19 protein-coding genes are annotated in these 24,398 nt (G+C 67.3%); 9 read left to right on the top strand and 10 right to left on the bottom strand.

What is annotated here, in order from left to right; genetic code table 11:
* Positions 1–187: 187 nt before the first annotated feature.
* From ACZ3HV_RS15530 to ACZ3HV_RS15540, 3 genes are all read left to right on the top strand, one after another.
* Positions 188–784, top strand: coding sequence for an HdeD family acid-resistance protein (locus ACZ3HV_RS15530; protein WP_465684779.1), 597 nt, complete (start codon positions 188–190; stop codon positions 782–784).
* Positions 785–884: 100 nt separating this feature from the next.
* Positions 885–1,313, top strand: a complete 429-nt coding sequence (locus tag ACZ3HV_RS15535; RefSeq protein WP_465684781.1) for a DUF1003 domain-containing protein — start codon at positions 885–887, stop codon at positions 1,311–1,313.
* A gap of 1,267 nt (positions 1,314–2,580) precedes the next feature.
* On the top strand, positions 2,581–3,867 hold the full coding sequence (locus ACZ3HV_RS15540; RefSeq protein WP_465684783.1) for a tyrosine-type recombinase/integrase: 1,287 nt from the start codon (positions 2,581–2,583) through the stop codon (positions 3,865–3,867).
* A gap of 211 nt (positions 3,868–4,078) precedes the next feature.
* On the opposite strand, the gene ACZ3HV_RS15545 is transcribed toward ACZ3HV_RS15540, so the two are convergent.
* From ACZ3HV_RS15545 to ACZ3HV_RS15555, 3 genes are all read right to left on the bottom strand, one after another.
* Positions 4,079–6,991, bottom strand: a complete 2,913-nt coding sequence (locus ACZ3HV_RS15545) for a vitamin B12-dependent ribonucleotide reductase (protein ID WP_465684785.1) — start codon at positions 6,989–6,991, stop codon at positions 4,079–4,081.
* Positions 6,992–7,120: 129 nt separating this feature from the next.
* Entirely contained in the window at positions 7,121–7,615 is a 495-nt protein-coding gene (nrdR, locus tag ACZ3HV_RS15550) for a transcriptional regulator NrdR (protein WP_465684787.1), read from the bottom strand.
* A gap of 258 nt (positions 7,616–7,873) precedes the next feature.
* Positions 7,874–8,680, bottom strand: a complete 807-nt coding sequence (locus ACZ3HV_RS15555; RefSeq protein WP_465684789.1) for a glycerophosphodiester phosphodiesterase — start codon at positions 8,678–8,680, stop codon at positions 7,874–7,876.
* Between the two features lie 92 nt (positions 8,681–8,772).
* Between ACZ3HV_RS15555 and ACZ3HV_RS15560 the strand changes: the two genes are divergently transcribed.
* Complete coding sequence (locus ACZ3HV_RS15560; protein ID WP_465684791.1) at positions 8,773–9,723, top strand: nucleoside hydrolase; 951 nt, start codon at positions 8,773–8,775, stop codon at positions 9,721–9,723.
* Here the strand turns inward: ACZ3HV_RS15560 and ACZ3HV_RS15565 are convergent.
* Positions 9,716–10,306, bottom strand: coding sequence for a TetR/AcrR family transcriptional regulator (locus ACZ3HV_RS15565; RefSeq protein ID WP_465684792.1), 591 nt, complete (start codon positions 10,304–10,306; stop codon positions 9,716–9,718). The two genes, ACZ3HV_RS15560 and ACZ3HV_RS15565, sit on opposite strands and share 8 nt — an antisense overlap.
* Positions 10,307–10,380: 74 nt before the next feature.
* Here ACZ3HV_RS15565 and ACZ3HV_RS15570 point away from each other — a divergent pair, with 74 nt between their 5' ends.
* Together ACZ3HV_RS15570 and ubiG are read left to right on the top strand one after the other, a co-directional pair.
* Positions 10,381–10,950: a GNAT family N-acetyltransferase gene (locus tag ACZ3HV_RS15570; RefSeq protein WP_465684794.1), complete on the top strand. Its 570-nt coding sequence runs from the start codon at positions 10,381–10,383 to the stop codon at positions 10,948–10,950.
* Positions 10,951–10,989: 39 nt separating this feature from the next.
* Positions 10,990–11,766, top strand: coding sequence for a bifunctional 2-polyprenyl-6-hydroxyphenol methylase/3-demethylubiquinol 3-O-methyltransferase UbiG (gene ubiG / locus ACZ3HV_RS15575; RefSeq protein ID WP_465684796.1), 777 nt, complete (start codon positions 10,990–10,992; stop codon positions 11,764–11,766).
* Here ubiG and ACZ3HV_RS15580 read toward each other — a convergent pair whose 3' ends face one another.
* Entirely contained in the window at positions 11,767–12,276 is a 510-nt protein-coding gene (locus tag ACZ3HV_RS15580; RefSeq protein ID WP_465684798.1) for a LysM peptidoglycan-binding domain-containing protein, read from the bottom strand.
* 367 nt (positions 12,277–12,643) lie between these two features.
* Between ACZ3HV_RS15580 and lexA the strand changes: the two genes are divergently transcribed.
* Together lexA and ACZ3HV_RS15590 are read left to right on the top strand one after the other, a co-directional pair.
* A complete protein-coding gene (gene lexA / locus ACZ3HV_RS15585; RefSeq protein ID WP_465684800.1) occupies positions 12,644–13,426 on the top strand; it encodes a transcriptional repressor LexA in 783 nt (260 codons plus the stop codon).
* A 48-nt stretch (positions 13,427–13,474) separates the two neighbouring features.
* Positions 13,475–13,984 carry a glutathione peroxidase gene (locus tag ACZ3HV_RS15590; RefSeq protein WP_360378057.1) on the top strand — a complete coding sequence of 170 codons (510 nt, stop codon included), beginning with the start codon at positions 13,475–13,477 and terminating at the stop codon, positions 13,982–13,984.
* Positions 13,985–14,212: 228 nt separating this feature from the next.
* Here the strand turns inward: ACZ3HV_RS15590 and ligD are convergent, their stop codons facing one another.
* The 5 genes from ligD to macS all read right to left on the bottom strand — a co-directional run bounded on the left by ligD (position 14,213) and on the right by macS (position 21,743).
* Positions 14,213–15,193, bottom strand: coding sequence for a non-homologous end-joining DNA ligase (gene ligD / locus ACZ3HV_RS15595; protein WP_360378060.1), 981 nt, complete (start codon positions 15,191–15,193; stop codon positions 14,213–14,215).
* On the bottom strand, positions 15,190–17,187 hold the full coding sequence (locus ACZ3HV_RS15600) for an ATP-dependent DNA helicase (RefSeq protein WP_465684802.1): 1,998 nt from the start codon (positions 17,185–17,187) through the stop codon (positions 15,190–15,192). The genes ligD and ACZ3HV_RS15600 overlap by 4 nt, the downstream gene beginning before the upstream one ends.
* A 64-nt stretch (positions 17,188–17,251) precedes the next feature.
* Positions 17,252–19,552 carry a protein translocase subunit SecD gene (secD, locus tag ACZ3HV_RS15605; protein WP_465684804.1) on the bottom strand — a complete coding sequence of 767 codons (2,301 nt, stop codon included), beginning with the start codon at positions 19,550–19,552 and terminating at the stop codon, positions 17,252–17,254.
* A 318-nt stretch (positions 19,553–19,870) separates the two neighbouring features.
* Positions 19,871–20,509: a response regulator gene (locus ACZ3HV_RS15610; RefSeq protein WP_465684806.1), complete on the bottom strand. Its 639-nt coding sequence runs from the start codon at positions 20,507–20,509 to the stop codon at positions 19,871–19,873.
* Positions 20,510–20,618: 109 nt separating this feature from the next.
* A complete protein-coding gene (gene macS / locus ACZ3HV_RS15615) occupies positions 20,619–21,743 on the bottom strand; it encodes a MacS family sensor histidine kinase (protein ID WP_465684808.1) in 1,125 nt (374 codons plus the stop codon).
* A gap of 229 nt (positions 21,744–21,972) precedes the next feature.
* On the opposite strand from macS, the gene ACZ3HV_RS15620 reads away from it, so the two are divergent.
* Positions 21,973–24,345: an immune inhibitor A domain-containing protein gene (locus ACZ3HV_RS15620; RefSeq protein WP_465684810.1), complete on the top strand. Its 2,373-nt coding sequence runs from the start codon at positions 21,973–21,975 to the stop codon at positions 24,343–24,345.
* Positions 24,346–24,398 lie beyond the last annotated feature (53 nt).

Genomic DNA, 24,398 nt, shown 5'->3' on the forward strand with positions numbered 1-24,398 from the left:
CTGGCGATGCTCGGCGCCATCGACGCCCGCGCCTACGCCGACAACCTCGCCACCGCCGCAACCAACTCGTAGTCCCCATGAGAACTGGTGGCCACCAAGCCCCAGTTCTCCGCACCCGCACCCGTGCCGCGGCGGGCAGGAACGGATGACGCCCCGCCCGCGCGGCAACACCCAAAGGAGACTTGCAATGACCAGTGATCTGAACACCCCGCACCCGCTACGCCACACAATCCCGAACGCCACCCGGGACGCGTCGGCGGGCCAGTGGTGGCTCTTGGCCCTTGGGGCGCTATGGATCTGGTTCGGCATGTTCGTGCTGTCGTACAAGGTGGGCAGTCTGGCCGCGGTGGCGGCGTTCGTCGGCGTGGCTTTCCTGTTCGGCGGCATCACGCAGCTCGTGGTGGCCAGCCGTGTGCCCACGGTGCGCTGGCTGTCCATCGTGGGCGGGACCCTGGGGATAGCCGCCGGCATCGTCACCTTCGTGTGGCCAGACATCACCCTCTACGTCGTGTCGATCCTGGTGGCCTGGTACCTGATCGTCTATGGCACCATCCACATCGTCAGCGCGCTGGCCGGCCCCAAGCCGTCGTGGTGGTGGACCGGGCTGCTGCTCGGCATCTCCGAGCTGGTGCTGGGGGTGTGGGCCGCCCGCTCCTCGGAGCGCTCGCTGGCAACGCTGGTCAGCCTGGTCGGAGTATGGGCCATCTGCCGTGGGGTGAGCGAGATCTTCGCCGGCTTCAGCCTGCGCCAAGTTGGCAAGCAGGCCGACCGGCTGGTCGCATGACCGCCGCCCGACCGGCCAGCTCTGCCGACGCTCTCCACGGCGCCGCCGTCCTCAAACAGCTAGCGCCGGCACGCGCCGGGCACGTGGCAAAGGAACAGAGGTGAGAGCGCCCCAGCCGGCACCGATCAACCCGGCGCTGCTGCGACATCTCCAAGAACGCAGCAAGCGCCGGGAGAACCGGGTTGCCGACCAGATCACGCGGTTCTCCGGTTCGATGAAGTTCGTCTACATCCATGCCATCTGGTTCAGCTTGTGGATCGGCCTTGGAGTCGAGGATTATCCGTTCGGCCTTCTGACCATGATCGTGTCGCTCGAGGCCATCTTCCTGTCGACATTTGTGATGATCAGCCAGAACCGCGCCGACGAGAAACGCCAAGTGATCGCGGACCAGCAGTGGCGGACAGTCCAGGAGGAGGAGCAACAGAACGAGACGCTGCTCCGGCTGTCCAACGAGATCCTCGATCTCACCAAGCAGATTCACGCTGCGAGCGCCACGGCCACGCCGGCGAGTCGGCCCGGAGCCCAGTGAAGAGCGGCATGAGGCCCGCTGACGAGGGCCTGCAGTTCATCCGCCCGGTGACGTTCCTTCTCGGCGGGCAACGGTTCCGATGAGTCGACCTTGGTCGAGGCGATCGCGGAGGACTTCAAGCTGGACTCGCGTGGCGGTCGCGCCAGCACCAAGACCCGCCGGCCGAACCCCACGAAGACCACCCACGGCGAGGTGCTGCGGCTGGACACCTCGGCCCGAAGAACAAGCCGGGGCCTGCCGCCCACGACTTGGAGCACTCCCACCTATGGCTCACATGCGCTTCCTTTTACGCACCTCAATCAACGCATACCAATGCACAACCACGAGAAGAGGTGCGCGACTCGTACTGGCAAACCTGCAGGCCACGCTGCATTTCGCCAGTCAGCGGCAACCAATGACCAGTCTGAGCTGGAAATCAGCGGCTTCGAGGTTCGAGTTGGCACCCTGCCCCGTCTCAGACATCGAGGTTGAGGCGTGTGGTTCGGGTGCGTGTCTCCCCCTTGGACACGCGCCTTAGCTACACGGTCAGCCGGGGTCAGTCTCCACATCGACAGTCTGCTCAGTGTGGTGATACGTCAGCGACAAGTGCAGCGCGCCGTACGGCGCCGCGAGGCCACCAGCTTCGGCCAGGTCGAGCCCTGCGCCATGTCGCCCAAGTCGTTTAATGACTGCAAGAAGTTGGCTGCGGCTGACAGTCGCCCCCTCCCGTGCGGGCACCTGCTCGCCGGTCCGGCACCAGCACCCTCACCAACTCCTCACGGCGGAGCCGCGGATCCCTCGACCGACCACCGTCCCATCACCGCTCCGCCATACCCACTCAACGCCCGGCCCAACCCACACTGCGCACCACTGCGACCTGCAAGACGACCTGGGCCCGGCCCGCCACCAGACTGCTTCCGGTGGTCAGCGAGGCGCGGCGAGCATGAACTATCCGCCACTCGTCCTGGCGGTATCTGCGGGTCGACATTCGCAGGTCTGATCGGCCGGAACGGCCGAGTCAGGATGCACCCCAACAGTCCCAAGAGCGCGAGCCCAGCCCAGCCCGGGTTCTAACGCACGGCGCTTCGGCACGCTGCCGCCCTCTGCGGCAGGAGGCCGCGGACGGCGGCGATCAAGTCTGGTCTCTCAATTGCGCAGGTTCGGCGCTCTGCTTGCTGCGTCCACGGCATCGCGAGAATCCTAACGAAGTTATCCACAGGCGAGTTTTTGCTGGCGCCCTCACCCGTTGATCCCCGAAGCATCGGACGTGGCGAGAGAGGGAGTATCGATGGCATTCGTGAAGGATCAGTGGACTCGGGCCGTCAAGCTACCGGATGGCACGGTCGAAAGGGTGCGGAACGAGAAGAGGTGGGGTCGCGGCAAGCGGTGGCTGGCGGTTTGGACAGACCCGAACGACGACGAGAGATCAAAGGCATTCGCCACGAAGCCCGAGGCGACACGCTACGGCGCGCGAATGGAGACCGATCGGGAGCGAGGCGACTATCTCGATCCGAACGCGGGCAAGGTGCGTTTGGACGAGCTGGGACCGCGGTGGCTCGGCTCTCGCTCGGTCGATCCCGCGACGATGGTCACCTACGAGGGCAAGTGGCGGGTCCATGTTCAACCAGCCTTCGGTGGCCGGCAGGTGAAGAGCATCCGCCCGTCGGAGATTGCCCAGTGGGTGACCGAGCTGGGCAACACCTCCAGCCCGGCCCTCGCACACTTGGCGTTCCAGGTTCTGTCCGGGTGCCTGGAGCTCGCGGTCGCCGACGGACTCATCAAGCACAACCCTGCGAAGTCGAAGATCGTCAGACTGCCCACCATCGTCCGGCCCAACATCGTGGTCTGGACGGACGAAACTGTCGGCCGGGTGATCCAGGGGCACCCGGACCAGTTCAGGCTCATTCCCGTCATCGGGGTCGCCTGTGGCCTCCGGCAGGGCGAAATCTTCGGCCTATCGTTCGACGATTTCGATTTCGAAACAGGACTCATCAGGGTTCGGCGTCAACTGAAGGCCGTCCGCACGACTTACATTTTCGCCCTACCCAAGAACGACAGGGAACGTTTCGTGCCGATTCCTCCTTTCATCAAGGGAGAAGTTCGGAAGCATGTCGAGCGTTTCGGAACGCTGAAATGCGCCTTGCCGTGGGAGCGTGTGGACGGCCCATCCACAGTAGTGAATCTATTGTTCCAACGGCGAAGGGGCGGGTATATTCGCGCCAAGGACTATCACTCGATGATTTGGCGTCCGAGTCTGGCTGCCGCCGGCGTTATTCCTCCACCGGTCAAAGATGACCGCAGCCAACTGCGCTACAAGGGCGGCAGTAACCATGTGACCGGAATGCACACACTCCGCCACTACTACGCGAGCGTCACGCTCGCCGACGGCGTCAACATCAAGGAACTGGCCGAGTACCTCGGTCACCACGATCCGGCCTTCACACTTCGCATGTATGCGCACATGTTGCCGTCGTCGCACGCCCGTGCCAGCCAGGCCGTCCAGAAGCGGCTGATGAGGCTCGTTCCGCCGCTGGCGGAGCAGTCACGGAGCAGCGCCGATACGGAGGTTGCTTGAGTGCCAGCATCAATGCTCACGCCCGGGCTCATCCGCGGGTCGTGCCGATCCCGGGAAGTGCCATGAAACAAGGGGTTTGAGCTTACTGACACCTGACTCAGACGATCCCGCGCCGCAGGAATTAGGCCCCGGACGCGCTGCGGCCCCCGGGGGAAGTGGGAAGTTCCCGGGGGCCGTGGCGCTTTCAGCCGATGGTCAGCGGCACATCAGGTCAGCTGCAGCCGGAGGTGCTGCCGCAGCCTTCGCAGACGTAGCAGGAGCCGCTCGGGCGCATCTTGGTACCGCAGGTGAAGCAGAGCGGCGCGTCGACCGAGGTGCCGGTGATGAGTTCGAGCATCTCGGCGGTGGTGTGGGCCTCGCCCTTGATCGGCCTGGCCGCGGCCGCCTCGACCGACTTGTCGGCGATCTCGGTGACCTCGGCGACCGGCTCGATCGACTTCAGGGACTCGGCCTCGGAGATCTCGACCGGCGCCGGCTCGTACGAACCGGTGTCGAGCTGCCGGGACCGCTCCTCCGCGGAGTAGATGCCCAGCGCGGCCCGCTCGTCGAACGGCAGGTAGTCCAGGGCCAGGCGGCGGAAGATGTAGTCCATGATCGACTGCGCCATCCGGACGTCCGGGTCGTCGGTCAGACCGGCCGGCTCGAACTTCAGGTTGGTGAACTTCTGGACGTAGGTCTCCAGCGGTACGCCGTGCTGCAGCGCGATCGAGATCGCGATCGAGAAGGCGTCCATCACCCCGGCCAGGGTCGACCCCTGCTTGCCCATCTTCAGGAAGACCTCGCCCAGACCGTCGTCCGGGTAGGAGCCGGCGGTCATGTACCCCTCGGCGCCACCGACCGCGAACGACGTGGTCCGCGACGGCCGCGACTTCGGCAGGCGCTTGCGGGTCGGCCGGTACTCGATCACCTTCTCGACGATCTTCTCCGCGAGTGCGCCAGTCTCGGCCGCGGCAGAAGAAGCAGTGTCGGCCGCCTTCTTCGCCTTCGCGTCCGCGAGCGGCTGGCCGACCTTGCAGTTGTCGCGGTAGACCGCGAGCGCCTTCAGGCCGAGCTTCCAGCCCTGGAAGTAGACGTCGGCGATCTCCTCGACCGTCGCGGTCTCCGGCAGGTTCACCGTCTTCGAGATCGCGCCGGACAGGAACGGCTGCGCCGCGGCCATCATCCGCACGTGGCCCATCGGCTTGATGGCCCGCTCACCCATCGCGGTGTCGAAGATCTCGTAGTGCTCCGGCTTCAGGCCCGGCGCGTCCACCACGTGACCGTTCTCGGAGATGTACTCGACGATCGCCTCGATCGTCTCCTCGGTGTAGTTGTACTGACGCAGCGCCCGCGGGACCGTCTGGTTGACGATCTGCATCGAGCCGCCGCCGACCAGCTTCTTGAACTTGACCAGCGAGAAGTCCGGCTCGATACCGGTGGTGTCGCAGTCCATCATGAAGCCGATGGTGCCGGTCGGCGCGAGCACCGAGGCCTGCGCGTTGCGCCAGCCGTTCTTGACACCGACCTTCAGTACGCCGTCCCACGCGGCCGTCGCGTGCTTGTGCACGTCCTTGTCGATCTCGTGGATCGTCCGGATCGCGTCGTTGGCCGCGGCGTGCTTGCGCATCACCCGGGTGTGCGCGTCCTTGTTCCGCTCGAAGCCGTCGTACGGGCCGACGACGCCGGCCAGCTCGGCCGAGCGCTTGTACGACGTTCCGGTCATCAGCGAGGTGATAGCGCCCGCCAGTGCGCGACCACCGTCGGAGTCGTACGCGTGACCCGTTGCCATCAGCAACGCACCGAGGTTGGCGTAGCCGATGCCGAGCTGCCGGTACGCGCGGGTGGTGTCACCGATCGCCTCGGTCGGGAAGTCGGCGAAGCAGATCGAGATGTCCATCGCGGTGATGATCAGCTCGACGGCCTTCACGAACTTCTCGGAGTCGAACAGGTCGTCGTCACGCAGGAACTTCAGCAGGTTCAGCGACGCCAGGTTGCAGGAGGAGTTGTCCAGGTGCATGTACTCCGAGCACGGGTTGGACGCGGTGATCCGGCCCGTCTCCGGCGTGGTGTGCCAGTCGTTGATGGTGTCGTCGTACTGCAGGCCCGGGTCGGCGCAGGCCCACGCCGCCTGGGAGATCTTGTCGAACAGGCCGCGCGCGTCGACGGTCTCGATGACCGAGTTGTCCAGCCGCGCCCGCAGCCCGAACTCGCCCTTGTCCTCGACCGCGCGCATGAACTCGTCGGTGACCCGGACGGAGTTGTTGGCGTTCTGGTACTGCACCGAGGTGATGTCGCGACCGCCGAGGTCCATGTCGAAGCCCGCGTCACGCAGCACGCGGATCTTCTCCTCCTCGCGCATCTTGGTGTCGACGAACTCCTCGATGTCGGGGTGGTCGACGTCGAGCACGACCATCTTGGCCGCGCGCCGGGTGGCGCCGCCGGACTTGATCGTCCCGGCGCTCGCGTCCGCGCCGCGCATGAAGCTGACCGGGCCGGAGGCCGTCCCGCCGCTGGACTGCAGCAGCTCCTTCGACGAACGGATCCGGGACAGGTTCAGGCCGGCACCGGAGCCGCCCTTGAAGATCAGGCCCTCTTCCTTGTACCAGTTCAGGATCGAGTCCATCGAGTCGTCGACGGCGAGGATGAAGCAGGCCGACACCTGCTGCGGCGAGGACGTCCCGACGTTGAACCAGACCGGCGAGTTGAAGCTGAAGTACTGGTGCAGCAGCATCCAGGTGACCTCGTGCTCGAACACCTCGGCGTCGGCCGGGGTCGCGAAGTACCCGTGCTCCTCGCCGGCCTTGCGGTAGGTCTTCACGACCCGGTCGAGCAGCTGGCGCAGGCTCCACTCCCGGTTGTCGTGGCCGACCGCACCGCGGAAGTACTTCGTGGTGACGATGGTGGACGCGTTCACGCTCCAGAAGTCGGGGAACTCGACCCCGCGCTGCTCGAAGACGGTCTCACCCGTCTTCCAGTTCTGCTGGACGACGTCGCGCCGCTCCCAGGTCACCTCGTCGTACGGGTGCACCCCGTCGGTGCTGAAGACGCGCTCGATGGTGAGTCCCGCGGGCACGTTCTTCCGCCCACGGAACCCGGCCGCCGACCTCTTGGTCGACCCCGAGTGGCCGGTCACCGTCTCTGTCATGATTGCTCCTCGCCCTGTGTCTGTACTACCGCGGTCTGTCGGGACCGCCCCGTTGTGTGGCGCCAGGTGTTGCAGATAGTGCTGTGCCGTTGCGATCCCCGCCCCACCGCCCCGGTCATATCCCCCGATTTATGTCTGTGAGGTCGGCTTCAGCGGGCTGGGCTCGGTGCCCTCAGGCTCCTTCTCGGCCCGCAGCAGCGCGATCTCGGTCTCGAAGTCGTCGGCGGACTCGAACTGCCGGTAGACGCTCGCGAACCGCAGGTAGGCGACCTCGTCCAGCTCCCGCAGCGGACCGAGGATCGCGAGTCCGACCTCGTGCGCGGGGACCTCCGGCGAGCCGCTCGCCTTGAGCGCGTCCTCCACCTTCTGGCCCAGCCGGGCCAGTGCGTCCACGTCCACCGGCCGGCCCTTGCAGGCCTTGCCGACGCCGTTGATGACCTTCTCCCGGCTGAACGGCTCGGTCGCGCCGGAGCGCTTCACGACCGTCAACTGCATCTGCTCGACGGTGGTGAACCGCTTCTCGCAGACCGGGCACTGCCGCCGGCGGCGGATCGCTCCGCCGTCCTCGGCCACCCTGCTGTCGACCACCCGGGAGTCCACGTGCCGGCAATACGGACAGTGCACGAATCACTCCTCCCGTGAGCCGCCTGAGGGGCAGCTTGTGGATCAACCTGGGGACAACTTGTGTATGACCTGTGTGCAACTGACCACTACCTGTGGAAAATTACACCCGTGTAACCACTACATCTAGGGATCCTAGATCGCTGCTCCGACAGTTTGCAAGAACGGTCGAATCTCGCGCGCGTCTCTCAGGTTCCAACACTCGCGCGGCCCCGTGTACTCCCGCGTGGCGCCGCCGAAACGGCCCTCCGAAGGCGCAAACTACGGTGCTCGCGGCAGCCCGAGGGCGGCGTTCCAGCCCATCAGCTCGGCCGGGCGGTTGGTGATGATGCCGTCGACACCAGCCTGCTCCAGGGCGGCCCAGCTCGTCGGATTGTCGACAGTCCAGATGTTGACCGCGACGCCGGCCGCATGCAGGTCAGTGACGATACCCGGGCGGATCCGGAACGCCTGCTCCGACGGGTTGTAGGCCGTCAGTTCCAGGTCCTTCGCGATCGCGACCGGATCCGGGTCGAGCGTGGATCGCAACAGACCGAGCGGCAGTTCGGGAGCGAGTTCGCGGACCCAGCGGAGATGCTGGGGATCGAAGCTCTGCACGAAGACGCGGCTGCTCATCCCCCGGCCGTGGATCTCGTCGACAATCCGCGCGACCGACTCCAGCGGGTGCTCATTCTTGATCTCGAGCAGCAGGTTGCCGCCGCGGGCCAGCAACCCGCCGAGCTGGGACGCCAGCGTCGGTACCCGCTGACCCGCGAACGCGGGCGCGAACCACGATCCCGCATCCAGCGTCGCCACCTGCGCCGCCGTCAGCGACCGGATCGCGCCGGTCCCGTTCGTGGTCCGGTCGACGGTCTCGTCATGCAGAACCACGGGTACGCCGTCCTTCGTCGGCTGCACGTCGGTCTCGATCCACTCGACCCCGGCCCGGCGGGCGACCTCGTCGGACGCGGCCGTGTTCTCCGGCGCCGACGAGGAACCGCCTCGGTGCGCCCAGACCAGCAGTGGCGCACCTGGTTCACGGAGGAACGACTCCTGCACAGGCGGCGCAGCGATCAGGGTCACAGACATCGACCGTAGGAAAGCGACACGAACGCCCGCCGAGGCGGTGATGAACCGGCAGCCAACGCCGAATGTCACCAGGTATGCAGCAGGATGTCGGCATGAAACCGGTGATTCTTGATGTCGACACAGGGCTGGACGACGCTTGTGCTCTGCTGCTGGCCGCGCGGCACCCCGAGCTCGACCTCAAGGCCGTGACCTGTGTCGGCGGGAACGTCGGCCTGGACGACGTGGTGATCAACACGCTGACCGTGCTCGAGGCTGCGGGGCGGTCCGACGTTCCCGTCGCCCGCGGGGCCGCACTACCACTGCTCCAGCCGGTGCGGGCTGCCCCACATGTGCACGGCATCGACGGGCTCGGCGACCTCGACTGGCCGCGATCCGGTCGTACGACGGACTCCCGGCACGCGGTCGAACTGCTTCGCGACGTACTGAGGGACGCCGCGGCGACCGGTGAGCCGGCGACCCTCATCCCACTCGCACCGATGACCAACATCGCGCTGCTGCTGCGCACGTACCCCGAGGCGGCCGCGGGACTGCGCGAGATCGTGTTCATGGGCGGCGCCGCGGGGATCGGGAACGCGACCGCGTCGGCGGAGTTCAACATCTGGACCGACCCGGAGGCGGCCGCGGTGGTGCTCAGTGCCGCCGGGGAGCTCGGCGTCCCCTTGACGATGTACGGGCTGGACGTCTTCTACGACGTGGTGGTCACGCTGGACCAGGCGCGTGGGCTGGGCGGATCGCCGTCGGCGGAGCTGGCGCGGAAGCTGATCGAGAAGCGGAGCGAGCTCTACAAGTCCGACGGCGCGAGCATCGGCGACGGCGGCGCGGTCTGTGCGGTGATCGATCCGTCCGGGCTGACGACCCAGCGCTTCCCGCTGCGCGTGGAGCTGTCGGGGAGCTGGTCTCGAGGTCGCACGATCGTCGACACGCGGGACTGGTCCGGCGATCTGACCAGCGATCCGCACGGTCCATCGTCGACCGTGGTCGAAGTCGCGACCGCGGTCGACGGCGATCGCTATGCCCAGATGTGGCTCGACACGGTCAAGTAGCCAGGTCCAGGAGGCGGGCGCGTACGCCGTACAGGAAGAGGTCGATGCCGTCGCTGAAGAGATCCGCGGTGCCGGCGGTCTCCGCGACAACGGCGGCCAAGGTCCAGCGGGCGCTCACCTCGAAGATGTGGCGCGCCCGCGACTCGGGTACGCCGAGGTGGACGAGGGACTGGATCTGCGCACGCACCAACTCGGCCCGTGAGCCCTCACCTCGATCGCGGTCCGGAGTGGCCTTCGACTGGATGAGGCCGGCCAGGCCCGGGTGGTCGGCGTAGAACGCTCGCAGCTCCAGCGCACCGGATTTCGTGAGGGCGATCCACTCGTCCACGCTGCGAACCTCGTCGTACGCCGTCTTGTCCGCAGCGAATCGGTCGAAGGCGTTCCGGGCGACGAGGTCGAGCAGGTCGGCCTTGTTGTGGACGTGGTGATAGAGCGATGGAGCGCGGACGTGCAGGCGCTCAGCCACAGCGCGCATCGTGAGGCCCTCGACGCCGCCGGCGCGGATGACAGCGAGGGCAGCATCGGTGATCGCGGCGACAGTGATCCCGGCTGCCGCGTGGGAGGACGGATTGCGTCTGGCCACGAAACCTCGTTGTGGGTGATTGGGTGAGGGGTTACTGTCTAATGACATTAGACAGCCTAGCCGAGGACGGCGCCGTGCCTGGACTGCACCCGACCTATCCGCTCCGGACCGAGCGACTCGACCTGCGACCGCACCGGATGGACGACCTGGACGACCTGTTCGCGTTCCACTCGCGGCCTGAGGTGGTTCGCTACACGCCTTGGCCGGTCCGGAATCGCGAGGAGACCCGCGCGGCTCTCGAGAAGAAGCTGAGCCAGGGCGAACTGACCGAGCCGGGCCAGTGGCTGGTCCTCGCGATCGAGCTCCGCGAGACCGGGACCGTGATCGGCGAGGTGCTGCTGAAGTGGGCCAGCGAGGCCGACCGCCAGGGCGAGATCGGCTTCGCGCTGCACACCGACTACCACGGGAAGGGCCTTGCCGCCGAGGCTGCTCGGGAGATGCTGCGAGTCGGGTTCGAGGATCTTGGTCTGCATCGGATCGTCGCGATCCTGGACGACCGCAACACCGCCTCGGCCCGCCTGCTGGAGCGCCTCGGGATGCGGCGGGAGGCTCACCACCTCCACGCACTCCACTTCAAGGGCGAGTGGACCAACGACTACGTCTACGCACTCCTCGAGGACGAGTGGCGGGCAACCCAGGGCTGAGCCTGGCGAGGTTGTCTACTGGGATCGGGGGTGGTTGCGATGGGGATCGACAACCAGATCTACGACCGGTTGGGCGACGGTTGGTGGGATGAGACCAACCCACTCAACACGCTGAACGGCAGCTTCACGCCGGGCCGCTTCAAGTACTTCCGCGATGTCCTCCGCCGCCTCGAACTCGATCCCGCCGGCCTGCTAGCCGCCGACATCGGATGCGGGGGCGGATTCCTGGCTGAAGAGTTCGCCCGGCTGGGGTGCCGGGTCGTCGGCCTCGATCCCTCGGAGGTCTCGGTCAGGACCGCGCGAGAACATGCGGAGTCCTCTGGACTGAGAGTCGGGTACGCCGTGGCCATGGGCGAACGGCTGCCCTTGGCCGACGGGAGTGTCGACATCGCGTACTGCTGTGACGTACTCGAACACGTGTCAGACCTGGATCGGGTCATCGATGAAACCGCGCGCGTCCTGAAACCCGGCGGGCTCTACCTGTTCGACACCATCAATCGAACCCGCCTGTCGAAGCTGCTGGTCGTCAAACTGCTGCAGGACTGGCAGCTGACGCGAGTCGTCGACTCCGAACTGCATTCCTGGGCCTTGTTCATCACGCCGACGGAACTCGCGGAATGCCTTTGCCGGCACGGATTGCGTCTCGACGAGATCACCGGCCTCGGGCCGCGTGCGAACAAGGCTTCACTGCTGTGGAACTTCACCCGCGCTCGCCGCGGTCGGATCTCCTTCGGCGAACTCAGCAGGCTGATGGACGTCGGCCAGGTGGACAGCACCGCTGTCTCCTACCTCGGCTACGCCCTCAAGACCGCCTGATCAGCGGGCGATGGGGATCTGGAGGGTCTGACCGGGGACGATGTCGGCGGGGCTGGACAGCTTGTTCAGGTCGGCGATCTTCTCGACGACGGTGCCCGGGTCCTGAGCCGGGTTGGTGTCCTGGGCGATGGACCACAGGGTCTGACCAGGGGCGACCTGCACGGGGACCGTACGGGAGAAGTCCGGGCCGGGCTCGAGGACACCGGCGACGCGGAGACCGAGGACGACGATGGCCGAGCCGAAGACGATCACGGACAGGGCGGTCAGGAGCATACGGCCGCGGCGGGTGAGCCGGAGAGCCGGCGCTTCGGACCCGGCGATCGCCAGCCGCCGAACGCGGCCGGAGTCGGACCTGCCCAAGACGTCGCCGGAGCAGGCGCGGACCGGGAGCGGCTCGGTGGTGGTGCCGGCGATCCTGGGGCGGCGGCGCGGGGTCCCGCCCGGGGACGGCGCAGCCTCGGGCGCATGGCGGCCCACCAGTGCATTCGCCGAGAGAGCCGTTGTGCTCATCGGATCCTCCAGACCTCGGTCAGTCCACGTCCTGCGGTGTCGATCTCTGTCTACCGGCCGCCTCCGACAGTTTCCGGAGACAACCCGTTCAACCTGCTCCCGAACACTTGTTCGATCGAACGTCTGTACGAATGATTAACCGACAGGCACCCGTCGCGCAACCACTTCCAACCACGACACGCCCGGGAAATTCCCACCACCCGACCGGCTCGCCCGCGACTTATAACCCGACACACGAACAGACGTGCGAACCGACACGCCTTCGAACAGATGTTTGAAGAATCTCAGGATTCGGTCTACGGTCAAGTCAGTCGAGCAAGCTTTGGCCGGTGCACGACCGCCGGCCCGACCTGAGGAGCAACCACCGATGGCCAGGACGCCGAGCGGTTCCAGTAAGGACGAGCGCCGCGCCGCGGAGGCCGCCGCGCCGGCGGACCGGACCGTGAGCGAGCTGCCCGACGGCCCGGCCGACGCGACCGGCCTGACGCCGCGCCAGCGTCGCGTGCTGGACGTCATCCGCGATTCGGTGGACAGCCGTGGGTATCCGCCGTCGATGCGGGAGATCGGTGAGCGGGTCGGCCTGACCAGCTCCTCGTCGGTGTCCCACCAGCTCCGCGTGCTGGAGCAGAAGGGCCTGCTCCGCCGCGACCCGAACCGCCCACGGGCGATCGAGGTCCGCTACCCGGGCGAGGTCGACGCCGCGGCCCGGCGGTCGGCGCTCGGTTCGGTGCGCCAGACGACGTACGACGAGACCGGGGCCGGTGACGCGCATCCCGACGCGGTCTACGTGCCGGTGGTCGGCCAGATCGCCGCCGGTAACCCCATCCTGGCCGAGCAGGAGATCGAAGAGGTCTTCCCGTTGCCCAAGGCAATGGTCGGGGAGGGCACGCTGTTCATGCTGAAGGTCAAGGGTGAGTCGATGATCGACGCGGCGATCTGCGACGGCGACTGGGTGGTCGTCCGGCAGGAGCAGACCGCGGAGAACGGCGACATCGTGGCCGCGATGATCGACGGCGAGGCGACGGTGAAGACGTTCAAGAAGACCAAGACCGAGATCCTGCTGCTACCACACAACGACGCGTTCGAGCCGATCGACGGCAAGGACGCCGTCATTCTCGGAAAGGTCGTAACAGTTCTGCGCCGAGTCTGACATCAGAGACGGCGCGCGAAGTCGGGCGTGTCGTGTCAGCATTGAACCATGACGACTGTCTATGACTTCAGCGCGCGCCGGATCGAAGGCAATGAACAGTCTCTTGCCGATTTCCGCGACCAGGTCCTCCTGGTGGTCAATACGGCGTCGCAGTGTGCCCAGACCCCGCAGTACGCGGGATTGCAGAAGCTCTACAAGGTCTACCGCAGACAGGGCTTCTCAGTGCTTGGCTTCCCCTGCGACCAGTTCGGCCACCAGGAGCCCGGTGACGAGAACGAGATCGCGAACTACTGTTCGACGATCTACCACGTCACGTTCCCCATGTTCGCCAAGATCGAGGTGAACGGGTCGAAGACGCTTCCGCTGTACAACTGGCTGAAGCGTGAGCAAGGCGGCCTGCTCGGCGGACGGATCAAGTGGAACTTCACCAAGTTCCTCGTCGGTCGCGACGGCGGGGTGATCGCGCGCTACGCGCCGACTCACTCACCGGACAAGCTGACCGACAAGATCGAGGCTGCGCTGGCGGTGCCCGCGCCGTCCCGGGAAGCGAACGACTGAACTACTGAGCGCGGTTTCGGGGCCGCGCGCAACGGTTGTTCACGTGAAGCACCGAGGTTCCTGCCGGCGTTGGCCGAAATCCCTTGTTTTCTGAGACAGCTGGACACCAACCGTCTCAGCGCCGCAGCTTTCTCGCCGCATTCCGAACAATTCGTGGCCACCGGCATGTTTCGTGCCTTTCCCCCGTGCACGTGAACATTCCCGCGCATTGGCACAGTCGTCGTTTGATCAGCCTCGGTCGACCAGGACAGCATCGGGGTTGATGTCCAGGCGAAGGCCGCGCCAGACCGGGTGGCGGAGGCGGGCGTCGGCAGCCCAGCCGGAGTAGGTGACCTCGGCGACGAGGACGGGGTCGAGCCAGTGGGCGCGGCGGCGGTCCGAGGTGGGGATGGTGGCCGGATCGAACGCGGGCCGATCGATCTCCAGGCCTGTCAGTTCGGCAGAGAGCATGTCCAGGGTGGCGAAGTCTAGACCGGAACCGACCTTGCCGATCAGGACCAGATCCCCGCCCGGCTCGGTGTACGCGCCGCAGTAGAACGAACCGATCCTGCCCTCGCGATTGCCCTCCCCCGGATGCCAGCCGCAGAGGATGACGTCGCGGGTCTGCACCGGCTTGATCTTGATCCAGTCGCTGCTCCGCCGTCCCGGCAGGTAGCGCGACTTCCGGCGCTTCGCGACCACGCCCTCGAGTCCGGTCGACGCGGACAGGTCCAGCGCCTGCTCGCCATCGGAGTAGGCCGGCGGCGTCTCCCAGAACGGGTCGCCGATCTCCAGGGAGTCGAGCAGCCCGCGGCGATCGTCGTACGTTGCCTCCAGCAACCACTTGCCGTCGAAGCGCAGTACGTCGAACAGCCGCACCGACACCGGGACCTCGGTGATCAGGTGGCGCAGGTGCCGCGGATCCCGAACGTGCATCCGCCGCTGCAGCAACCCGAACGACGGCGCACCGTTCTCGTCCAGCGTGACGATCTCACCATCCAGGACGGCGGGCAGCCGCAGCCCCGGCGCCTCGAACAAGCCAATCAGCTCCGGGTACCCGCCGGAGACGTCCCGGCTGTTGCGCGACCACAGCCGGCAGACACCGTCATCCACCTCGGCGATGACACGGATGCCGTCCCACTTCATCTCGTACGACCAGCCCGCACCCGAGGGCATCTCCCCCAGCGCCGCCATCATCGGCAGCACGGGTGGACTGGTCGCCGGACTCATGTCGCTTGCAATCGCTTGAGGGCGCCGAGCACCTTCTCACGATCGGCGGTCGGCCACATCGGGGGCAAGGAGGCGCGCAGGAAGGCGCCGTACCGCTGGGTGACGATGCGGGGGTCCAGGATCGCGACCACTCCGCGGTCGGAGCTGCGGCGGATCAGCCGGCCGGTCCCCTGCGCCAGCAGCAGCGCCACGTGGGTCGCCGCGACGGCCATGAACCCGTTCCCACCGGCTTCGTCGACGGCCCGCTGGCGGGCAGCCATCAGCGGCTCGTCCGGACGCGGGAACGGGACGCGGTCGATGATCACCAGGTTGCAGGTCGAGCCCGGTACGTCGATGCCCTGCCAGAGCGACAGGGTCCCGAACAGGGACGTCTCGGGATCGTCGACGAACTCGCGGGCCAGCTCCCCCAGCTGCGCGTCACCCTGGCAGAGCACCTTCAGGTCGGTCGCCTCGCGGACCGCGGCGGTCGCTGCCTCGGCCGCGCGACGGGACGAGAACAGCCCGAGCGTGCGACCACCCGCGGCGGTGACCAGATCGATGATCTCGTCGAACTGCTTCTGGCCCAGACCGTCGCGATGCGGCGGCGGGAGGTGCTTGGCGACGTACAGGATCGCCTGCTTCTCGTACTCGAACGGCGAGCCCACGTCGAGACCACGCCACGGCAGCGGACCGGTCTCGGAGTCGGAATCGAGCTCCGGCATCTCGTCGTCGTCCTCGAGCTTGTCGGCCGGGCGGAGGCCGACCTGCCGGGCGATCGAGTCGAAGTCGCCGCCGAGGCTCAGCGTCGCGGAGGTGAGGATGGCGGTCCGGTCCTTGAGCACGAGCTCGCGGAGCAGGCCGGCGACGGTGAGCGGCGCGATCCGGAGCTCGCGGCCGAAGCGGTCACGGTCGATCATCCAGACGACGTCGGCATCGCTCAGCGCGGCGACGCGTTCGGAGACGTCGAAGATCTCCTTGACCGCGCCCTTGGACTGCCGCTTCGCACCGTCGGGGTCGTCGTCCTTGTCGTCGGACTTCTTGTTGAGGTCGGAGTAGAGCGAACGGGCAGCGTCGCGGACCAGCGCGGCGGCCTCCAGGACCGGTCCGTTCGACGCCTCGATCCGGCCTTCGCGGCTGGCGTCGAGGGCGGCGCGGAGCGCGTCGGAGGCGTCGATCAGGTCGTCGGCCTTGTCGTCGTCGACGAACCGGCGGGACCGCTTGGCGGCGCGCTCGACCATCTGCGGCGAGAGCTCGTCACCCGCTGCGCCGGTGACGCGGGCCGGCAACTCGTGGGCCTCGTCGACGATGACGACGTCGTGCTCGGGCAGCACTGTGCGGTTCTCGAAGGCGTCGATCGAGAGCAGCGCGTGGTTCGTGATGACGATGTCGGCCTTGCGGGCCTGGTCCTTGGCCTTCTCGGCGAAGCATTCCTCGCCGTACGGACATTTCTGGGCGCCGAGGCACTCGCGAGCGGCGATGGCGACCTGCTGCCAGGCCTGGTACTGGTGCGAGGGCGCGTGGTCGCGATCGCCCGCCTTGCCGTCGAGCAACTGCTGCTCGGCCCAGTCGCGGAGCTCGAGCACCTGCTGGCCGATCTGGCCGGGCGGTGGGACGTCGATGAGCATGCCGTCGTCATCCGGCGCGCCCTCGCGGATCCGGTGCAGGCAGGCGTAGTTGTTGCGGCCCTTCTGGATCGCGTACGCCGGTCTGCGCGGCAGGAGCTTCTCCGTCGCGTCGAGGAGCGCCGGCACGTCACGGTCGACGAGCTGGGACTGGAGCGCGAGGGTCGCGGTGGAGACGACGACGCGGCGGTCCTCGATCGCGTGCAGGAGCGCGGGGACGAGATACCCGAGCGACTTGCCGGTGCCGGTGCCGGCTTGCACCAGCAGATGGGACCCGTCATGCATCGAGGAGTCGACAGCTTGCGCCATCTCCACCTGACCGGGCCGAGTCTGCCCGTCGATCCCAGAGACAGCAGCTTCCAGCAGTTCGCGTACGTCGACACCCACCGCCACACCCTAGCCCGCACCACGGACAGATTTCTGGTCCGCCGGGCGAGGGTGTGGATAACCCAGGCGGCTAGACCACGGCCCCGCGGTCCGGCTGGGCGTCGCGGTCGACCTGCGGACGCTTCGGCCGCGGTGGCGGCGCCGGGTAGCGGCGTTCCAGCTCCAGCAGCAGCGGGGCTGCGGTGAGGTTGGAGGAGTACGTGCCGACGAGGATGCCCAGCAGGAGCGCGAGGGCGAAGTCGGCCAGCGAGTCGCCGCCGAGGAAGAGCAACGCCGACAGGATGAACAGCGTCGAGATCCCGGTGTTGATCGTGCGTGGGAGAACGTTGACGATCGCCGTGTCGATGACGGTGCCGAGGTTGTCGGTGGAGCGGGCGTTGCGGGTTTCGCGGATGCGGTCGAAGACGACAACGGAGTCGTTCACGGTGTAGCCGATGATCGTGAGGATCGCGGCCAGGAAGATCCCGTCGATCGACTTACCGGTCCACGCGAACACACCGACCACGACGGCGACGTTCTGCACCAACGCCAGTACGGCGCCGGCACCGAAGGTCCATCGGAATCGGGCCGCCAGATAGAGCAACTGTGCGAGCAGCGCGATGCCGAGCGCTATCAGACCCTTGTTTCGCAGCTCGTCACCGAGCGACGGACCGATGCTCTCGTTGCGGACCAATTCAGTGCCGCCGCCGATCCGGGAGATGGACTCACGGATCTTCTCGGCCTCGTCGTCACTAATCGTCCCGGTCCGCACGGTGATGTCGTCCGTGCCCGACGCCTGCACCACCGCGTTCGGATAGCCGGCCTCAGCCACCGCGGACCGCGCCTGGTCCGGCGTGATCCGCTGCGCCGTGCTCACCTCGAGCAACCGCCCACCGGTGAACTCGATGCCGAGATTCAGCCCGCGCACGAAGACCCCCGCGAGGGCCACGACGATCGCCACCGCGGTGATCACCAGCCACCGGCGGCTGTGCTTCATCAGCGACGGACGCTTCGCCTCCAGCCAGGTCCGGACCCGCCCGTGGCCCGCGATCCCGCTCAGCGCCGGGTGACGCAGTACGAAGCCGCGCGACACTGCGAACTCGGCCAGCACGCGGGTCACGACCAGCGCGGACAGCACGGAGGCGATCACACCGATCGACAGCGTCACACCGAAGCCGCGGACCGGGCCGGCGGCGAGGAAGAACAGCAGGCCGGCGGCGAGCAAGGTGGTGATGTTCGAGTCGGCGATCGCGGATAGCGCGTTCTGGAAGCCGCTGCGCAGCGATCGGCGCAGGCCGTCGGTCCGGCCGGAGGTGTAGTCCTCGCGGGCGCGCTCGAAGACAAGGACGTTCGCATCGACCGCCATACCGATCGCCAGCACGAAGCCGGCCAGGCCGGGCAAGGTGAGCGTGGCTCCGAGCGCGGTCAGGGCCGCGTACGACATTCCGGCGTACCCGATCAGGCCGAGGACCGCCATCAGGCCGACCAGGCGGTACACGATCACGATGAACAACGCGGTGAGCGCGAGCCCGATGATCGCGGCCAGCGCGCTGGCCTGGATCGCGTCCTGACCCAGCGACGGGCCGACCGTGCGCTGATCGATGACCTCGACCGGCACCGGCAGCGCCCCACCGGAGATCAGCGCGGCCAGGTCCTTGGCCTCCATCTCGGTGAAGCTGCCCGAGATCGTCGTGGTGCCGCCGCCGATCCCGACGTTGCAGAGCTGGTTCCCGCCGTTCGGATCGACCTGCGGGGCGCTGATGATCTCGTTGTCGAGCACGATCGCGATCAGCCGCGGCGCGGTGTTGACCGGGTTGCAGGCGGCCTTGCCGGTGATGCCGGCCCAGATCTTGCCGCCGTCGCCCTTGAAGTTCATCTCGACGAACCAGCCCTGGGCGACCTGCTGCGGGTCGAGCCGCCCCTCGGCGCCGCTGACCAGCTCGCCGGTCATCGCCGGCTTGGCCAGCTTCAGGAAGCCTTGCCCGTTCTCGCTGGGCAGGTACAGGTCGCCGGCGGCGGGTTTGGCCGGTTTGGCGGCGACCTGCTCGAGCACCTCGTGGAAGGTGAGCTGCGCGGTCTTGCCGATCACCTTGGCCGCCTCGCGCGGGTCCTGCACACCGGGCAGCTCGACGATGATCCGGTTGTCACCCTGGCGCGTCACATTCGGCTCGCTGACGCCGAGGGCGTCGATCCTCCGGTGCAGCACCTGGGTGGCCTTGTCGGTGGTCTCCTTGGTCGCCTTGACCGTCGGCGAGTCCTTCGCCTCCAGGACGATCTGCGTCCCGCCGCGCAGGTCGAGGCCGAGCTGCGGCCGGGCCGTCAGCACGACGTACGTCGACGCCGCCAGCACGAGGAACGCGAGCAGCGCACGGATGAGGGACGACCGGTTCACTACAGCCTCCGGAGATGGGCACCCGCCGTACGGGTGTCGTGACAGAGAGCATTCACGCGAGCGTGAGCGCACAGTGTACGAAGCCCATTCAAGCCACACGAAGAACAACCGCACAAGCGACCGCGTCGCACCCGATTCCCCCACCCCGCGTTCAACCGCCACCCGCTGAGTCGTGGGATCGGGCGATCGACACGCCGCAACCACCCACCCGAATCCACGACTCGAACAAGTCCACACCAACCACCCACCACGACTCGGTGACGGTCGTGCGGCGCAGACGCTTGAGGCGGTCCCCGTCCCCCTAAGTGCAGTTGTCCGCTACTCCGGCGTGTCTATGCCGTGTTCTATTGCGTAGCGGACTAGTTCGGCTCGGTTGTGGAGTTGGAGCTTGCGCAATGTGTTCTGGACGTGGTTCTCCACGGTGCGGTGGGACAGGACGAGCCGTGTGGCGATCTGGCGGGCGGTTAGGCCGCGGGCGACCAGGCGGAGGACGTCTGTCTCGCGGTCGGTCAGCTGCGGCACCTCCGGTCCAGAAGCCCCGAGTCGCCGGTACTCCCCCAGTAACAGCCCAGCCAGTCCGGCGCTGAAGATCGCATCGCCTTCGGCAGTACGCCGTACTGCGTCGTCGAACTCGTCCAGCGACGCCGACTTCACCAGATACCCCGACGCACCGTTCTTCACCGCCGCCAGTACGTCGCCCTGCTCGGCGCTGGCCGACAACACCAGTACTCGCGTGTCCGGCAGCGCCGTGGTGATCTGCCGGGTGGCGTCGACACCGGAGCCGTCGCCGAGCTGCAGGTCCATCACCACCACGTCTGGCCGGGTCGCCAGCGCGATCTTCACCGCCCCGGCGACATCCGAGGCCGTCGCACACACGTCGTACCCACGGCTGCCCAGATCGCGCGCCACACCCTCGCGCCACATCGGATGGTCGTCGACGATCATTACGCGGGTCATGGGGCCTCCCGGCCTGCACTGAGGAGCGCAGCGACCGGACCGACGAGGGAAGGCCGGGAGCCAAGGCCCCATGACCACGCCGGTGCCGAAGGCCCGGCCAAAAGCACAGTCATGCGGTCTCCACTTTCAGCTCCCACTCGGTTCCCTCGTCAGGTCCAGTCCGGACTGTGACCGTGCCGCCTAGGTCGATGATGCGGCCGCGGATCGACTGGCTCACACCCAGGTGCCCGTCGACGCGGGCCTGCTCGAGCCGGGCCGGCGTTGTACCGATCCCATCGTCGCGGATCGACACCACCACCGCGTCGCCGAGGTCCTCGACCACCACCCAGGACCGGGCGTCAGGCCCGGCGTGCTTGACAACGTTGGTCAGCGCTTCCTTGACCGCGGCAACCAGTTCGGTCGCCGTTGCGGCTGGCAACAACACCTGACCGGCCGGTACGACGACGTCTACGCGGGTCGTGGCCAGCGGCAACAACAATCCGCACAGGTCGACCCGGTCGCCCTCGGCAACGGTCGGCCGGGACGACATCAGGGTGCGCAGGGCAACCTCCTGCTCGGCGGCGAGCTCGGCGAGCTCGAGTGCTTCGCCGCCGATCGCCGTACCCCGGCGCTGCACCTGAGCCAGCACCTGCAGCACGCCGTCGTGGATGGACCGGCTGAGCCGGAGCCGTTCGGCGGTGGCACTCTCGGCCGCGATCGCCTCCCGCAGCCGGTTTCCCGCCTGCCGCAGGGTCGAGGCGGCGTACCCGACGACCAGGCCCGCGACCAGCAGGAGCTGGACGTTGCTGAGGACCGCCGACGCATTGTCGACACCGCGCAGCGAGAGCAGCGCGAGGCTGATCGTCGCGGCGCCGAGCAGGCCGCCGTCCCGGCCGCGGGAGATGGCCAGCGCGAGTACCGGCCCGGCCACCCAGACCGAGGTCAGCACGGGGGCTCCGGCACGGATGTCTGTCAGTGGCTGGGCCCACAAGGTGGCGTACATGCAGCCGACGGTGACGATCAGGTCGGCGAACGCGAGCCTGGTGTTCCGGCGGCCCCAGCGCCGGCTGTAGCCGATCGACGAGATCACCGTCCAGACGCCCATCACCGCCAACTGGAGGACCGCCCCGGTCGGGTTGACGATCCCGTCCCAGCGGGTCCAGACCCCGAAGACGGCGAACGCCCAGGTGATCACGCGGAACACGACCAGCGCACGCCACAGTGGCTGCAGCAGGTCGACGGTCTCGCGCTCCACACCAGACAGTCTGCCAACCGCGGGGGCTGCTGTGGTTGAGGCGTCGTACCCAGGCGGTTGAGTAGTTCCACCCATGACGCAGGTTTCCCCGCACCTTTGCCGGAATTTTCCGCTTCTACTTCAGCTCTGCGGATTTTCCCCGTACTCTCGCGCAAAACACGCTCGGGGGAGCAACGAACACGCCGCGTCACCACGCCCGGCGTGCATCGACCAAGCATGGAGGGGAATCGTGCGCAAGCTACCCGCCGGGCTGTTCAGCCTGGCATTGGCGGCAACGGCCGGGCTCGGGTGGGCCTCGGCGAGCGATGCCGCCACACCGCCCAAACAGGGTTCGGCGCCGATCGCCAGTGAGGCCGCGCCCGCACCGGACGAACTGTCCAGCCCGCAGGAGGACAAGCGCCGTGAGCTGCGTCAGGAAGCCCTGACGAAGGTCCTGAACGGAACGGCCAAGACCGAGAAGCGCGGTGCCAGCACCGTGGTCAACCTCGGCAGCAAGCAGGTCGGCGCCACGGGCGTGAAGAACGCCGCGGGCCGGGTCGACCAGTACGTCGAGCTGAGCCGGGAGAAGACCGACAAGATCTTCGTCGTGCTGGCCGAGTTCGGCAACGAACGGCACCCGAGCTACCCGGACAAGGACCAGAACGCCGGCATTCCCGGCCCGGCCACCTTCGAGGGCCCGCTGAACAACGCGATCCCGGCGCCGGACCGCTCGGTGGACAACTCGACCGTCTGGCAGCCGAACTACGACCAGCAGCACTTCCAGGACCTGTACTTCGGCAACGGCAACTCGGTGAAGAAGTACTACGAGAAGCAGTCGTCGGGCCGGTACAGCGTCGACGGCGAGGTCACCGACTGGGTCAAGGTCAAGTACAACGAGGCCCGCTACGGCCGGTCCAACGGGTTCCCGTGCGCCGGCAACGTCTGCAACAACACCTGGTTCCTGATCCAGGACGCGGTGAACCAGTGGGTCGCCGATCAGAAGACGGCCGGCCGGACCACCGCGCAGATCACCGCGGACCTGAAGACGTTCGACCAGTGGGACCGCTACGACTACGACGGTGACGGCAACTTCAACGAGCCGGACGGCTACATCGACCACTTCCAGATCGTGCACGCCGGCGGCGACCAGGCCGACGGCGACCCGCAGCAGGGTGAGGACGCGATCTGGTCGCACCGTTGGTACGCCAACTTCCCCGGCGGTCCGGTGAACCAGCCGAACCGCGGTGGCGCCCAGATCGGCGACACCGGCCTGTACGTCGGCGACTACACGATCCAGCCGGAGAACGGCGGCATCAGTGTCTTCGCGCACGAGTACGGCCACGACCTCGGTCTGCCGGACCATTACGACACCTCCGGCGCACCGGTCGAGAACGGCGTCAACTGGTGGACGATCATGGCGCAGAGCCGGGTCAGCAAGGCCACCGACGGCGGCCTCGGCGAGCAGGCGGCCGACTTCGGCATCTGGGACAAGCTGCAGCTCGGCTGGCTGGACTACGAGATCGTCGCGGCCGGGCAGAACCGGACCGTCGAGCTCGGCCCGCACGAGTACAACTCGAACAAGGCCCAGGGGCTGGTGGTGACACTGCCGAAGAAGCCGCTGGTGCACGACTTGGTGCCACCGGCGGCCGGCACCAAGTCATGGTGGAGTGGTGAAGGCAACAACTTCACCCACACGATGAACCGTCAGGTCACGCTGCCGGCCGGCCAGGCCGCGAGCCTCACCTTCCAGGCCAACTGGGACATCGAGGATTGTGGCCCAGAGGCCTGTGACTACGCCTACGTGGAGGTGAACGACGGCACCGGCTACAAGCCGATCGCCGGCACCATCACCAACGCCGCCGAGGGCAACGGCATCGACGGCACCAGCAGCGGCTGGCAGCCGGCCACCTTCGACCTGTCGGCGTACGCCGGCAAGACGATCGGCCTGCAGTTCCGCTACACCACCGACCCCGCGGCCGGCGGCAAGGGCTTCTTCGCCGACGAGATCACGGTGACCTCGGGTGCGACCACAGTGGTCACGTCCGGTGCCGAGACCTCGCCCGACGGCTGGACGCTGAACGGCTTCAGCGCGGCCGGCGCCAGCTTCACCACCCTCCACGACAACTACTACCTGGCGTCGAACATCAACTACGTCGACCACGACCAGTACCTGCAGACCGGCCCGTACAACTTCGGTTGGGCGAGCACGCTGCCGGACAAGGTCGAGCACTTCCCGTACCAGGACGGCCTGCTGATCTGGTACTGGGACACCTCGCAGGAGGACAACAACACCAACGAGCACCCCGGTCAGGGTCTGGTGCTGCCGATCGACAGCCACCCGGTCCCGATCAACCGCCTCGACGGTCAGATCTGGCGGCCGCGGGTCGGCGGGTACGACGCTCCGTTCGGTGCGGACAAGGCTGACTCGTTCACGCTGCACATCAACGGTCAGGCCAGCTACGTCCGTGGCCAGAACGGCGTGACCACCTTCAACGACAGCAAGCAGTACTGGTACCCGGAGCAGCCCCAGGCCGGCGTCAAGGTCCCGAACAACGGAGTGAACATCAAGGTTCTCTCCAAGAACGGCACCTCGGTCACGGTCCAGGTCTCCAAGCGCAAGTGATGCCTTGAGCAACAAGTAGGACCGATGGCCCGGGAGTTCGACTCCCGGGCCAT

This window comes from Kribbella sp. NPDC020701, from assembly GCF_055562215.1.

What these genes read in the sequence shown, in the direction of transcription:
- ACZ3HV_RS15560 (WP_465684791.1), top strand. Translation starts at nt 8,773, where the DNA reads ATGAAACCGGTGATTCTTGATGTCGACACAGGGCTGGACGACGCTTGT.
- ubiG (WP_465684796.1), top strand. Translation starts at nt 10,990, where the DNA reads ATGGGGATCGACAACCAGATCTACGACCGGTTGGGCGACGGTTGGTGG.
- ACZ3HV_RS15555 (WP_465684789.1), bottom strand. Translation starts at nt 8,680, where the DNA reads ATGTCTGTGACCCTGATCGCTGCGCCGCCTGTGCAGGAGTCGTTCCTC.
- ligD (WP_360378060.1), bottom strand. Translation starts at nt 15,193, where the DNA reads ATGAGTCCGGCGACCAGTCCACCCGTGCTGCCGATGATGGCGGCGCTG.
- ACZ3HV_RS15540 (WP_465684783.1), top strand. Translation starts at nt 2,581, where the DNA reads ATGGCATTCGTGAAGGATCAGTGGACTCGGGCCGTCAAGCTACCGGAT.
- ACZ3HV_RS15590 (WP_360378057.1), top strand. Translation starts at nt 13,475, where the DNA reads ATGACGACTGTCTATGACTTCAGCGCGCGCCGGATCGAAGGCAATGAA.
- ACZ3HV_RS15610 (WP_465684806.1), bottom strand. Translation starts at nt 20,509, where the DNA reads ATGACCCGCGTAATGATCGTCGACGACCATCCGATGTGGCGCGAGGGT.
- ACZ3HV_RS15530 (WP_465684779.1), top strand. Translation starts at nt 188, where the DNA reads ATGACCAGTGATCTGAACACCCCGCACCCGCTACGCCACACAATCCCG.
- lexA (WP_465684800.1), top strand. Translation starts at nt 12,644, where the DNA reads ATGGCCAGGACGCCGAGCGGTTCCAGTAAGGACGAGCGCCGCGCCGCG.
- ACZ3HV_RS15580 (WP_465684798.1), bottom strand. Translation starts at nt 12,276, where the DNA reads ATGAGCACAACGGCTCTCTCGGCGAATGCACTGGTGGGCCGCCATGCG.
- ACZ3HV_RS15545 (WP_465684785.1), bottom strand. Translation starts at nt 6,991, where the DNA reads ATGACAGAGACGGTGACCGGCCACTCGGGGTCGACCAAGAGGTCGGCG.